The 12,718-nt window shown below is 66.2% G+C and carries 10 protein-coding genes; 3 read left to right on the forward strand and 7 right to left on the reverse strand.

Annotated features, from left to right (window positions below):
• The first annotated feature begins 52 nt into the window (after positions 1 to 52).
• Together B2W22_RS07500 and B2W22_RS07505 are read left to right on the forward strand one after the other, a co-directional pair.
• Complete coding sequence (locus B2W22_RS07500) at positions 53 to 541, forward strand: DUF6882 domain-containing protein (protein ID WP_175136293.1); 489 nt, start codon at positions 53 to 55, stop codon at positions 539 to 541.
• Positions 538 to 1,221 (forward strand): site-2 protease family protein, encoded by a 684-nt coding sequence (locus B2W22_RS07505; protein WP_286936951.1) that lies wholly within the window; start codon positions 538 to 540, stop codon positions 1,219 to 1,221. The genes B2W22_RS07500 and B2W22_RS07505 overlap by 4 nt, the downstream gene beginning before the upstream one ends.
• Before the next feature lie 114 nt (positions 1,222 to 1,335).
• Here B2W22_RS07505 and B2W22_RS07510 read toward each other — a convergent pair whose 3' ends face one another.
• From B2W22_RS07510 to B2W22_RS07535, 6 genes are all read right to left on the reverse strand, one after another.
• A complete protein-coding gene (locus B2W22_RS07510) occupies positions 1,336 to 3,324 on the reverse strand; it encodes a TRAP transporter large permease (protein ID WP_286936953.1) in 1,989 nt (662 codons plus the stop codon).
• A complete protein-coding gene (locus tag B2W22_RS07515; RefSeq protein ID WP_175136290.1) occupies positions 3,321 to 3,944 on the reverse strand; it encodes a TRAP transporter small permease subunit in 624 nt (207 codons plus the stop codon). Before B2W22_RS07515 ends, B2W22_RS07510 begins: the two co-directional genes overlap by 4 nt.
• A 125-nt stretch (positions 3,945 to 4,069) precedes the next feature.
• Positions 4,070 to 5,197 carry a TRAP transporter substrate-binding protein gene (locus tag B2W22_RS07520; RefSeq protein ID WP_175121260.1) on the reverse strand — a complete coding sequence of 376 codons (1,128 nt, stop codon included), beginning with the start codon at positions 5,195 to 5,197 and terminating at the stop codon, positions 4,070 to 4,072.
• Positions 5,198 to 5,465: 268 nt separating this feature from the next.
• Positions 5,466 to 6,989 carry an amidase gene (locus tag B2W22_RS07525; protein ID WP_286936955.1) on the reverse strand — a complete coding sequence of 508 codons (1,524 nt, stop codon included), beginning with the start codon at positions 6,987 to 6,989 and terminating at the stop codon, positions 5,466 to 5,468.
• Between the two features lie 12 nt (positions 6,990 to 7,001).
• Positions 7,002 to 7,982 (reverse strand): Bug family tripartite tricarboxylate transporter substrate binding protein, encoded by a 981-nt coding sequence (locus B2W22_RS07530; RefSeq protein WP_175121258.1) that lies wholly within the window; start codon positions 7,980 to 7,982, stop codon positions 7,002 to 7,004.
• Positions 7,983 to 8,031: 49 nt separating this feature from the next.
• Positions 8,032 to 9,381, reverse strand: coding sequence for a D-serine ammonia-lyase (locus tag B2W22_RS07535; RefSeq protein WP_286936958.1), 1,350 nt, complete (start codon positions 9,379 to 9,381; stop codon positions 8,032 to 8,034).
• A gap of 120 nt (positions 9,382 to 9,501) precedes the next feature.
• Between B2W22_RS07535 and B2W22_RS07540 the strand changes: the two genes are divergently transcribed.
• A complete protein-coding gene (locus B2W22_RS07540; RefSeq protein WP_175121256.1) occupies positions 9,502 to 10,431 on the forward strand; it encodes a LysR family transcriptional regulator in 930 nt (309 codons plus the stop codon).
• A gap of 85 nt (positions 10,432 to 10,516) precedes the next feature.
• On the opposite strand, the gene fhuE is transcribed toward B2W22_RS07540, so the two are convergent.
• Complete coding sequence (gene fhuE, locus B2W22_RS07545; RefSeq protein WP_175183669.1) at positions 10,517 to 12,712, reverse strand: ferric-rhodotorulic acid/ferric-coprogen receptor FhuE; 2,196 nt, start codon at positions 12,710 to 12,712, stop codon at positions 10,517 to 10,519.
• Positions 12,713 to 12,718: the final 6 nt, after the last annotated feature.

Genomic DNA, 12,718 nt, shown 5'->3' on the forward strand with positions numbered 1-12,718 from the left:
ACGCGTTTCACGTATCATCACCGGCCCCTTTATCTAGATGGAACAAGCGAGCATGTCCGACACCACCAAGCCCTTCGACGTCCAGAACTTCATCGCCCAAAGCATGGAAGGCATGCAGGCCGCCACCACGGCGCATTGCGCGACCTGGCACCTGGACGAGGCCGAGCAATGGTCGGTGGACATGGATAGCGGGCTGATCGTGTTCCAGCTTCCCGGCGGCATCGTCGCCACCGCGCCGGTGCAGATCATCGGCACGTCCAACAGCGAAGACGGCAGCTTCCTGTGGGGCTGGGACCATCCATCGGTGCCGGCCGAGCTGGCCGAGCACGCGCAACTGGCGTTGGCATTCGGGCGTGCGCATGGACTGCCCGCTTACACCGAACGCAAGGTCGATTGCGACGACGCCCAGGCTTGGGAGTTCACCGCCGTCGCCATGCGGCTGGGTGAAGCCTCCGGCTCGTATCGCGCGCAGGCGTCCGAGACGGCGCATGTGTGGATGACATTCGGGAAAGTGTCGCTGTCGAAGGCGGAAAACGAGTGACGGTGGCGTCAGGGGCCATCGGCCTGCTGCTGGCCGTTGTCGTTTGTGCCCTGCTGCATGTGATGGTGATGGCCTTCGCGGGACGCGCGTTGGGCGTAGCGCTGGATGAGCTGTCGTTCGGGCTGGGGCCGCGCCTGTTGCGGCTGGGTAAGCTCAGCATCCGGCTGCTGCCCATCGGCGGCGCGGTCCGCTTCAAGACGGCGGGCGACACGATGCCGGCGGATGACGCGGACATTCACCCGCAACACCTGGAAGCGCAGCCGCTTTGGGCGCAACTGATCATCGGCGCTTCCGGCTTCCTCGCGCTGATCGCGCTGGCGTGCGCGCTGCTCGGCGGCATGGCGGGCGTGCAGGCGCTGACGGGTGGATTTGCGAACATCATCAGCGGCGCGCTGTCGCCGCTGCACACGGCGCAGGCGCTGCTGGCGCGCGTGGATGGCGCCGCGCAAGGTCTGCCATTTTCCACGTTGCTGGGCCTGACCGCCGCCACTACGGCAGCGCTGAACCTGCTGCCTTTGCCGGGCGCGAACGGCGGCTACCTGTTGGGCGCGCTGGGCAAAAGCGCCGGCTTGGGCAAGCATTGGCCGGCATCCGTTACGCAGATCCTGCTGCTGGCTTATGTGGCGCTGGCGGCGTCCTGGCTCGTCGCGGTCGTGGTGTACCTCAACAATGGTGTCTGACACCCGAGTGAAAGCAGGTGTCTGACACCCCGGCGAGATGGCCGTCGGATTGCGACGGCCATCTCATGGGTGTCAGACACCTTGTCCACCTTGCGACGTGCTCTCACCGGCGCCTTAGCGATACAGCACCGTCGGCAGCCACATGCCGATCGCCGGGAACATGTACAGCAGGAAGATCGCGACGACCTGGATGCCCATGAACGGCATCATGCCCAGGAAGATCTGATTCAGCGTCACGTGCGGCGGCGACACGCCCTTCAAGTAGAACGCCGACATGGCCACCGGCGGGGACAGGAACGCGGTCTGCAGGTTCAGCGCGACCAGCAAGCCGAAGAACAGCGGATCGATGCCGAAGGTATTGAGCAGCGGCACGAAGATCGGCATGAAGATCACGATGATCTCGGTCCATTCCAGCGGCCAGCCGAGCAGGAAGATGATGATCTGCGCCAGCAGCAGGAACTGAATCTGCGTCAGACCCAGCGACAGCACCCATTCCTCGATGATGCGCTGGCCGCCCAGCAGCGCGAACGCCGCCGAGAAGATCGATGACCCCACGAACAGCCAGCACACCATGGCGCTGGTCTTGGCCGTCAGGAACACCGATTCGCGCAGCACCGGCAGATTCAGCCTGCGATACGCCAGCGCCAGCAATGCCCCGCCCATCGCGCCCATGGCGGCGGCCTCGCTGGGCGTGGCCAGGCCAAAGCCGATCGAACCAAGCACGGCCGCTATCATCACCGCCAGCGGAAAGAACGACGCCATCAGCATCTTGAAGATTTCCAGCCGCGCCCACGTCAGCGCGGCGTAGAACACTGCCAGCATCACTGCGCAGACGCCTGCAAAGATCCAGAAGCCGGTGGGCGCGGGCTTGCGGGCGTCGGCCGTGTCGGGTGCGGCCTGCTGTGCAGGTGCGGCCGCGCCTGCGGGCGGCTGGGCGGCGGGCGTGCCCGGAGGTTCGCTCAAACCCGACGCGGCGGGCGCGCTACCCGGCGGTTCGGCAAGTTCATTGGACGGCGGTTCGGGCAGGTCATTGGACGGCGGCTCGGCCAAGCCATCCGTGGGCGGTTCGTTCAACCCAGAGCCGGAATCGAAGCCGCCCGAGCCCAACTGCAGTTCGGCGGGAATCTCGTACTCCACAGCGGGCTTGGTCAGCGCATGATGCACCACCGCCAGCATCAGCACCGTGACCAACAACGGCGACAACGCCATCGCCATATTGCGCGTCAGATAGCCAAACGACACCGCGCTGTTGCGCCGGCCCTTGAACATGGCGGCCAGCATGCCCGACACGGCGCGTGTGTAGGGGCCCGCGGCAAGCGCGGCCGTGCCGGGCGACAGCGGCACGCCGCGTTCGCTCTCGGGCAGCGGCGGCGCCATGTCGGGCCGAAGCTTGGCCACGATGATGACGTACACCATGTACAGAATCGCCAGCATGAGCCCGGGAAAGAGCGCACCGGCATACAACTGCACGACCGACACGCCCGTGGTGGCGCCGTACACGATCAGCATCACCGACGGCGGCAGCAGGATGCCCAGACAACCGCCCGCCGTGATCGAACCGGCCGTCAGGCGCACGCTGTACCCCGCCTTCAGCATTGCCGGCATTGCCAGCAACCCCATCAGCGTGACCACCGCCCCCACAATGCCTGTCGCCGTCGCGAAGATGGCGCACGTCGCCAATGTGGCCACCGCCAGCGCGCCGGGCAGCCGCGCCAGCGCCAGATGCATCGACCGGAAGAGCTTTTCGATCAGGTTGGCGCGTTCGACCAGATAGCCCATGAACACGAACAGCGGAATCGAAATCAGCGAATCGTTCGTCATCGTGGCGTACGTGCGCTGCACCATCAGGTCCAGCGTCTGTCCGAGCGACCGCCCCGGATCCGAGCTCTGCATGTAATACGCCAGAAACGTAAACAGCACGCCCATGCCCATCAGCGTGAACGCCGTGGGAAAGCCCAGCATGATCGCCACCACGATCAGGGCCAGCATCAGCAGCCCGATGTGGCCAGTGGTGAGGTTGTCCCACGGCGTCAAAAACGCGATCATCAGCAGCACCAGCGCGATGCACGACAGGCCGAACCACAATGCCTTGTGGATTTTCATCGCTGGGACTCCCCGGAGTTGACGTAACGATCGAGCTTGGCGATGTCTTCGTCCTTCACGTGCACCATCTCCTTGAGCTTGTCGACGTCCACTTCCTCGACGTCCTCTTCACGCGACGGCCACGCGCCCTGCTTCAGGCACAGGATGCAGCGCATGACCTCGGCCACGCCCTGCAACAGCAGCACTGCGCCGGCAGCGGGTATGAAGGCCTTGAATGGATAGATCGGCGGCCCGTTGGCCATCAGCGAGGAATGCTCGCGGATGGCGATGGAATAGCCGGCGTAGTACCAGCCCGCCCACACCAGGGCGATGACGCCCGGAAAGAAAAAGACGATGAAGAGCAGCAGGTCCAGCCCCGCCTGCACGCGCGGCGGCAGGAATCCGTACAGGATGTCCCCGCGCACGTGCCCGTTCTTGGCCAGCGTATACGCCCCGGCCATCATGAACAGGATCCCGTAATACATCATCTGCAGGTCGAACGCCCAGGCGCTGGGCTGGTTCAGGATGTAGCGCGCCGCGACTTCCCAGCACACATGCAGCGTCAGCACCACGATCAGCCAGGCAAAGGTCTTGCCCACAAGGGTGGAGATGCTATCTATGAAACGTACGATTCGGATCATCGAAGGTCCTGGAGTCGGATCCGCTCAGGCCGCGGCAAACCTGCCGCCGGCCTGCACGGAACCTGGACGCATGGCGAAACCCCGCGCGCCGGCCAGGCGGCGCGCGGGTGCAGCGCAGGACGGCGTCAGGCCGGCTTGGTGCTGCGCGAGAAGTAGTGGTTGTAGGCCATGCGGTAATTGACGGTGGTGTCGCCGTGCCAGCGCCCCACCCGCTCCGCGAACGCCCGCTGCGATTCCAGCACCTTCTTGAACAGCGGATTCTCGGCCGACCGCTTGGCGATCATCTCGTCCCAGATCTTGAGCTGCTGCTGCAGGATCGCGTCAGGCGTCTTGTAGAACTTGACGTTGTGATCCTTCTGCAGCTTGATGTAGTCCTGCGAATAGCGGTTCGCCGCCTTCCAGGACATGTCCGCGCTGGACGCCTGCGCCGCATAGCTCAGGATGTGCTTCAGGTGTTCGGGCAAGGCGTCGTACTTGGCCTTGTTGAACAGCACCTCGAATTGCTCCGCACTCTGGTGAAAGCTCTGCAGCATGCAGATCTTGGAGACGTCCTGGAATCCCAGCGCCAGGTCGGAAGACGCGTTGTTGAATTCCGCCCCGTCCAGCAGGCCGCGGTCCAGCGCCGGCACGATTTCCCCGCCGGGCAGCGCATTCACGGCCGCGCCCATCGCGGTGTACATGTCAATGGCCAGGCCCACGGTACGGAACTTCACGCCCTTGACGTCCTCGACCTTCGTGACCGGCCGCTTGAACCAACCGAACGGCTGCGTCGGCATCGGTCCGTACATCAGGGACTGCACGTTCACGTTCATGGCCTTCTGGATCTCGACCAGCAGCTCCTTGCCGCCGCCGTATTCATGCCAGGCCAACAGCATGTTGGCATCCATCCCGAATGACGGACCGGACCCCCACAGCGCCACCGCCGTGTTCTTGCCGTACCAGTAGGCCACCACGCCGTGACCGCCGTCCAGCGTCCCGGCCGACACCGCATCCAGCAAGTCGAACGCCTTGACCACGGCGCCCGCGGGCAGCACTTCGATCTTCAACTGACCGCCGGCCATCTCGTTGACCTTGTTGGCGTAGTCGCGGGCGAATTCGTGGAAGATGTCGGTCGCGGGCCAGGTGCTCTGGAACCGGAAGGAAATGGGTGCGTTCTGCGCCTTGGCGATGGCGGGAAATCCTAGCGCCGCGACCCCTGCGGCGGCTGCGCCGGAGATGAATTTGCGGCGGCGGGGCTTTGTAACGTGTTGCATGGCTTGTTGTCTCCTGGGGTGGACTACATGGACCAGCGTGTTGTTACTACGGCTGCAAGGGTGTGGCACAGATTGGCTGCTGCGAGCCATCCGATGCCGGTTGATGCGTCTGATGCGCAACTTTGGAGTGATTAAACCTGCCTGACAAACGGCTGACAATCAGCTTTTAGTCAGGAATTACCCTAGAAAACGGACTAGCCTGAAATAGCAAAAAGGCCAGCAGGCCGCGTGGCGCGGCGTGCTGGCCCGATGCGCTGAAAGGCGGGGGTTATACCGCCGACACGGAACCCGTCTCTCCCCCGCCCTGCAACTGTGGCGGCGACGTCACGATCGACGTCAACGCCGGCTCGGCAGGACGCAACGCAGCCAGATCCGGCCTTGGGCGCTGCAGCACGTCCGAGCCCGCAAACGCCTGCTCCATCGCCTGCGCCGCGGCCAGCACTTCACGGTCCGCGCGAAAGCGGCCCACGATCTGCAGTCCGAACGGCATGCCCTTGGCATCGCGCCCGCACGGCAGCGTCAGCGCCGGGTGCGTGGTCAGCGTGACCACATACGTCAGTGCCAGCCAGCGGTAGTAGTTCTCCTGCGCAACGCCGTTGATCTTGTCCGCGTACAACTGCGTCCACGGGAACGGCGACACGGGCGTGGTGGGCGAAAGGATGAGGTCGTAATCGTCGTAGGCGCGCTGAAAGCGCTTGATCAGGCGCGTCTGCTCGGCCTGCGCCCACGCGCAGTCCTTCAGGCTCATCGCCGCGCCCATTTCGAAGTTGGCGCGGGTATTGGGACCCAGGCTGGACGGATCCTTCTCGTAGGCGTCGCGCATGCCCGCCACGAAGGCTTCAGCGCGCAGCACGTCGAAGCACCGGTGGGCCTCGCCCACATCCAGGTCGATCGGATCGCAGGCGGCAAACAGATGCCGCATTGCGGCGATCTTTTCGCGGAAGGTGGCGCGGATGCCGTCGTCCACATCGCACGCGCCGAAGTCTTCGGTGTAAGCCACGCGCAGCGAGCCCAGGTCCGCGACGCCGGGGTTCAGGAATTGCAGCGGGTCCAGCGGATAGCTGAGCGGATCGCCGGCATGCATGCCCGCGGACGCCGCCATCTGCAGGCAGGCGTCGGCCACCGTGCGGCCCATCGGCCCGACCACGGAAATCGGCGTCCAGCCCAGCGGCTTGCGCACGCTGGGCACGACGCCCGGCGACGGCCGGAATCCAACCACGCCGCATTTGGACGCGGGAATGCGCAGCGAGCCGCCGGTGTCCGAACCCGTGCAGACCGGCAGCATGTCGGCGGCCAACGCTGCGGCTGAGCCGCCCGACGAACCGCCTGCGTTCAGGTTCGGGTTGAAAGGATTGCCGGTCGCGCCCCACACCGTGTTGCGCGAGTTGGCGCCCGCGCCCATTTCGGGCACGTTGGTCTTGGCAGCGACGATGGCGCCGGCGCGGCGCAGGCGCGCCACCAGCTCGATGTCCTCCTCGGGCACGTGGCCGCGATACAAGGGCGAGCCGTACGTGGTCAGCACACCGGCGGTGGGTTCCAGATCCTTCACCCCCATCGGCAGGCCGTGCAACAGGCCCAGCGGCTCGCCCGCCATCACGGCGCGCTCGGCAGCGCGCGCTTCCGCCCTCGCCCGCTCATAGGCAGTGGCGGTCACCGCGTTGATGTACGGGTTCACGGCCTGGATGCGCGCGATGCAGGCCTCCAGCAATTCCACCGGCGAAAGCTGGCGGGCGCCGATCATGCGCCGCAGCTCGACCGCCGTCAGGGAAACCAGGGTGTCGTCCAATGCCATCGTCGTCTTCCTTCAGTCGATCTTGATGTTGGCCCGCTGCGCCACTTCACGCATGACGGGCAGTTCCTGCTGGATCAGCGCCTCGCCTTCAGCGGCGCTGGCGAAGGCGGCTTCGAAGCCTTGCGCCTCAAGGCTCTTGACCACCTCGGGCGATTCGACGGTGGCCTTGAGCGCCTTCTCCAGCCGCGTCTTCACGTCGGCCGGCAGGCCACGCGGCGCGGCGACCATCAGCCACGTATCCATCGCGACCGAGGGATAGCCCTGTTCCGCGAACGTGGGCACGTCGGGCAGGAAGGCGGAGCGCTTGGGCGCGGACACCGCCAGGACGCGCACCTTGCCCTGCTTGCTTTGCGGCAGGGCCGCGGCCACGGTGTCGACCGAGAACGGAATCTGTCCGCCGATCAGGTCAGTCATCGCGGGCGAGCTGCCCTTGTACGGCACGTGCGTCATCTTCAGCTTGGCGGCCGAGGTAAAGGCCTCGCCCACGAAATGCGCGGTGGTGCCGGTGCCGAACGATCCGTACGGCGGCTGATCGTGAGCCGGGTCCTTAACATAGGCCACGAACTCCTTCAAGTCCTTGACGGGCACCTTGGGGTTCGCAAGCAGCGCCAGGCCGGTGCGGCCGACAATGCCGATCGGCTCGAAGCTCTTGACCGGGTCGTACGGCAGGTTGGCTTGAATGGCCGGGTTGACCGTGAACGTCGTGCCCGAACTGACCAGCAGCGTGTAGCCGTCCGGCGCGGCCTTGGCGACGAAGCTGGCGCCGATCACCGTGCCAGCGCCCGCGCGGTTTTCCACCACGATCGTGCGCCCCAATTCCTGCCCCAGTTTCTGCGCCACCACGCGGCCCAGCACATCGGTGGCGCCACCCGGCGGAAAAGGCACGACCAGCGTAATCGGCCGGCTGGGATAGGCGTCCTGGGCCACTGCGGGCGCGACGGCGCCGACGGTGCTGGCAAAAGCGAGGCTGACTGCAAGAAACGAGGTTTTCATGGCGGTGCTCGATGGGGAGGTGGTGGATAAGCGGCGCGTCTGTCGGCGCCTAGTTGCCGGCCGCGAGCGAACGCCCGCGGCTCAGGAATCGGTCATATTCTTCGTCAGGCACGAACAGCCCGCCGGTGGTCCAGGCCAGGTGCGTCGCGCGCGGCAGATGCGCGGCTAGGCCGTGCGCGCGCAGCCATGCGCGGCCGGCGTCGGTGCCGCACAGATGGCGCGGACCGCTGAAACCTGCGGCCGCGGACGGCTCGATGCGCAGGCCTTCGCTGTCCTTCAGGCGCGCCAGGTCGGCGTACAGCGTGTCGTCTTCAACGGTGTAGACGCCGCGCAGTTGCGCGCCCACCGCCGCGTACGCCAGCTCGGACGCCGTCGGAACCGCCAGGCCGTCGGCCTCGGTCACGTTGGTCAGGCCGACGTCGTACACCGACGCGGACGCGGGCGCACCCGGCAGCTCGCCTTGGCCGGCCATCATGCGCACCAGGAAACACGGCGACTGGACCGGCTCGGCGAAGAAGCAATGCACGTGCGGGCCATACAGCTGGGTCAGGCCGAAGGCGATCCCGCCCGGCGCCCCGCCCACGCCGCAAGGCAGGTAGACAAACAGGGGATGCTCGGCGTCGACCCGCACGCCCGCCTCGATCAATTGGACGCGCAGGTGCAGCGCGGCGGCGGCGTAGCCCATGAACAGGGACGCCGACCGCTCGTCGTCCACGAAATAGCCAAAAGGATCGGCTTCGACCTGCGCCCGGCCCGCGGCCACGGCCTTTTCGTAGTCGCCCGCGTGCTCCACGACCTCGACGCCGCGCGCCCGCAGACGCGCCTTCTTCCATTCCTTGGCATCGGCAGACATGTGCACGGCCGACCGGAACCCCAGCGCCGATGCAATCACGCCGATGGACAGGCCCAGGTTGCCCGTGGAACCCACGGCGACCTGATACCGGCCGAACACGGCGCGGGCTTCCGGACCGGCCAGCTTGCGGTAATCATCGCCCGGCAGCAGCAACCCTTCGCGCAGCGCCAGCGATTCGGCAAATTCCAGCACTTCGTGAATGCCGCCGCGCGCCTTGATGGAGCCGGCCACCGGCAATGCGTGGTCCGCCTTGATCCACAACCGGCCGGCGTCCGGCGGCAGGCCGATCGCTACTTGCATGGCGGCAACGGGGAGCAGCGGCGACTCGATCACGCCTCCCGTCTCGGCCAACTCCGGAAACAGCTCGGCGAGCAGCGGCGCGAATCGCGTAAAGCGTTCCTGCGCCGACAGCACCTGATCCATCAGGAAATGCGCACCCGGTCCGCTCGCGGGCGCCGGCATGTCCGGGCCTGTCCACAACACCGGCTTGGCCTGCCGCAGGGAATCCAGAACGGGGGATTGGGAGGGAGCGTCGGATTGAAACATGGCTGTGGTAGCGAATGGGAAGCGCAAATAATGCCCACATCCTAGAGGCGGCCAGCGCTTTGCAGCAATATCAATGGTTAGAATTCTTCTTTGCGTTTTCCGCAAACCTTGGAGCCGACCATGAACCCCCGCGTCCTGCAGGAGATTTCCCTGCGCTATTTCCTGGAAGTCGTGCGCACCGGCTCGGTCAGTGAAGCCGCGGGGCGCCTGGATGTGGCCCCCTCGGCCGTCAGCCGCCAGATTGCCCGCATCGAACGGGAACTTGGCACCTTGCTGTTCGAGCGCCGCGCGCGCGGCATGGTCCCGAACGCCGCCGGCGAACTCCTGGCCGCGCACGCCAAACGCATGCAGCAGGACGTGGAACGGGTAGCGGGCGACATCCTGGCGCTGCGCGGCCTGCGGCAAGGCCATGTGCGCATCGTCAGCACCGAGGGCTATGCGTCGGAGTTCGTGCCGGCGGCCATCGCGGCTTTCCGGCAGCACTACGCGGGCATCCGGTTTTCGCTGGACGTCTGCTCGCAGCAGGAGATCCCCCAGCGCATCCGGGACGGCTCGGCGGACATCGGCATCACCCTCAGCCTCACGTCGCAGCGCGACATCCGCGTGGAAGCGCGCGTGCCGGCGCCGGTGCGCGCGATCCTGGCGGCAGACCATCCGCTGGCCGACCGGCGCGAGATGGCGCTGGCGCAGCTGATCGCCTATCCCCTGGCCCTGCCCAGCCCCGATTCCACGTTGCGCCAGCTGATCGACATCAGTTGCAGCCGCCAGCAACTGCATTGCGAGGCGGCGTTCACCAGCCGCAGCATCGACGCGCTGGTCGGCTTTGCCAGCGCGGGCGGCGGCGTGGCCTTCTGTGGTGAACTGGCCATCCGCAACCGCCTGCAATGGGGAAAGATCGTCGCCGTGCCGCTACGCGACCGCGAAATGAACGAACGTCACTTCGAGGTGCAGACGCTGGCCGGACGCATCATGCCCGAGGCCGCCAAGGCGTTCATCGCCAGCATCGCGGAGGCCGCACGGGCGGCCTCCGGACCGGTCGGGCCGGCTTGAGACCGGGGCGGGCAATGCCAGGCGCGGGTAAGGCCGGGCCGCGTAAGGCCGGGCCGTGTAAGGCCGACCCGCATAACGCCCGCGATCAATACTGGTAGCGCATCGTCAGCATCGCGCTGCGTCCCGCGGCCCACGCGCCCTGGCTGTAGAAGCCGATCTGGCTGTAGTACTTGCGGTCGAACACGTTGTTCACGTTCAACTGCGCCGACAGGCTGCGGTTGAAGCGGTAGCGCGCCATCAGGTTGGTGATGGCGTAGCTGCCCTGGCTGACGCGTTCGTCGCCGTTCGGGCCGCTGGCGATGGTGTAGACATGGCTTTGCCAGTTCACGCCGCCGCCGATCGTGAGGCGGTTCCAGTCGCCCGGCAACTGATACGTCGTGAAGACGCGCACCAGGCTGCGCGGCTGGTCGGTCTGGATCGCGTTGCCCTCGCCGTCGCTGGCCGTCCAATGCGACCATCCGGCCGCCACATTCCAGCCCGGCGTCACTTCACCCGACATTTCCAGGTCGAAGCCGCGGCTGCGCGTGCCTTGCGCGGCCGTGTAGGCCTGGTTGGTCGTGCCCGGCACTATCTGGCCCGGGTCGACCTGCGCCACGTTGTCCTGGTCGATCTGGAAGATCGCGGCGCTGGCGTTCAGACGGCCCTCCAGCCATTCGCCCTTGATGCCGGCCTCGTACGACTTGCCTTCCAGCGGATCCAACCAGTTGCCGTTGCGGTCCTGGTAGGTCTGCGGATTGAAGATGCCGGTGTAGCTGACGTATGCGGTGTAGGTGTCGTTGATGTCGTACAGCAGGCCGGCGTACGGCGTGAAGGCGTTCTTCTCGAACTCGGTGCGGCCTTCTCCGCCAAAGCCGATCGCGTTCGTCTTCCACGTGCTGTAGCGCCCGCCCACGATGAGCTTGAGCGGATCGGCCAGGTTCAGGCGCAACGCGCCGTACCAGCCGGTCTGGGTGGTGGTGTAGCGGTTGGCGATGATGGAATCGTTCCAGTCCGGTTCGGGATACGAGCCGTTCCAGTTCAGGAAGTTGCCGACGTCGGCCGCATCGATGGCGGACCGGTAGTTGAAATCGCCCTTCTGCCGGTTGAAGCTGGCGCCGACCACGGCTTCGTGGCGGCGGCCAAACAGCGTGAATGGACCGTTGGCCTTCAGGTCCAGCGCATTCTGTTTGCGGTCGCCCAGATACCAGGCGGGCGACGCGCCCATGCCCAGGCCGGTTTCGCGGTCCGGCCAGCCGTACAGATACAGCAGCTTGCCGTCCATTTCGTTCTTGGAATACGAGCCCACGGCCTGAACGCGCCAATCGTTGTCGAAGCGATGCTCCAGGCTGGCAAACGCGCCCTGCGTCGTGCTGCCCCACGAGGTCCACCGCGCGCCGGTATTCAGCGACCGGCGCCAGTCGGTGCGGCCGCCGTCGGCGTACCAGAGCGGAAAGCCGCCCCAACTGCTGCCCTGCGGCTCGTTGTCCTGGTAGTTGTAGCCCACGCTGAGCGTCGTGCGCGAGGTCAGGTCGGCGTCCACCACGCCGTAAAAGACCTTCTTCTTGTTCTGGTAGTAGTCCAGGAACGAATGGTTGTCCTGGTAGGCGGACACAATGCGGCCGCGCACGGTGCCTTCGGCATTCAGCGGCGTGGACAGGTCGGCCGTCACGCGATAGGTGTCCCAGTTGCCCACGCCCGCGCTCAGGTCCGCCTTGAACTCACGGCTGTCGGCGTGCTTGCGCACCAGGTTGATGGAGGCCGACGGATTGCCGGCGCCCGTCATCAGGCCCGTGGCGCCGCGCACGACCTCCACCCGGTCATAGATGATGGGGTCGACGGACGACTCGCCCGCCGCGTAGCCCACGTCGAATGCCGTGGGCACGCCGTCGTACATGTAGTTGGTGATGCTGAAGCCGCGCGAATTGAACGTGTAGCGCTCGCTGTCGAAGTTCTGCACCGAAATACCCGGCGTGCTGCCCATGACGTCCGCCAGCGATCGCATGTCTTCGTCGTCCATGCGCTGGCGCGTCATCACGGTGACCGACTGCGGCGTCTCGCGCAGGGACAGCGACAACCCGGTGCTGGCCGCCGTGGCGCGCGGGGTGTAGGACCCCGTCCCCTCGGTGGTGTTCGGATTGGCGTTCTCGCCCACCACTTGCACCGAAGGCAGCGTCGACACGTTGGCGTCCTGCGCGGCAACGGCCCCCGAGGCCAACGCCAGGAAAACCGCCGCCGACGTGCGGCGCAGCATGAAACGTGGGTGAACGATGTGGCCGCGTCGGGCGCGTCTTTCTGCTTGCATTGGGCT

This window comes from Achromobacter sp. UBA4530, from assembly GCF_002388205.1.
GTDB classification, from domain to species: Bacteria; Pseudomonadota; Gammaproteobacteria; order Burkholderiales; family Burkholderiaceae_B; genus Achromobacter; species Achromobacter animicus.

What these genes read in the sequence shown, in the direction of transcription:
- B2W22_RS07500 (WP_175136293.1), top strand. Translation starts at nt 53, where the DNA reads ATGTCCGACACCACCAAGCCCTTCGACGTCCAGAACTTCATCGCCCAA.
- B2W22_RS07510 (WP_286936953.1), bottom strand. Translation starts at nt 3,324, where the DNA reads ATGAAAATCCACAAGGCATTGTGGTTCGGCCTGTCGTGCATCGCGCTG.
- B2W22_RS07515 (WP_175136290.1), bottom strand. Translation starts at nt 3,944, where the DNA reads ATGATCCGAATCGTACGTTTCATAGATAGCATCTCCACCCTTGTGGGC.
- B2W22_RS07520 (WP_175121260.1), bottom strand. Translation starts at nt 5,197, where the DNA reads ATGCAACACGTTACAAAGCCCCGCCGCCGCAAATTCATCTCCGGCGCA.
- B2W22_RS07525 (WP_286936955.1), bottom strand. Translation starts at nt 6,989, where the DNA reads ATGGCATTGGACGACACCCTGGTTTCCCTGACGGCGGTCGAGCTGCGG.
- B2W22_RS07530 (WP_175121258.1), bottom strand. Translation starts at nt 7,982, where the DNA reads ATGAAAACCTCGTTTCTTGCAGTCAGCCTCGCTTTTGCCAGCACCGTC.
- B2W22_RS07535 (WP_286936958.1), bottom strand. Translation starts at nt 9,381, where the DNA reads ATGTTTCAATCCGACGCTCCCTCCCAATCCCCCGTTCTGGATTCCCTG.
- B2W22_RS07540 (WP_175121256.1), top strand. Translation starts at nt 9,502, where the DNA reads ATGAACCCCCGCGTCCTGCAGGAGATTTCCCTGCGCTATTTCCTGGAA.
- fhuE (WP_175183669.1), bottom strand. Translation starts at nt 12,712, where the DNA reads ATGCAAGCAGAAAGACGCGCCCGACGCGGCCACATCGTTCACCCACGT.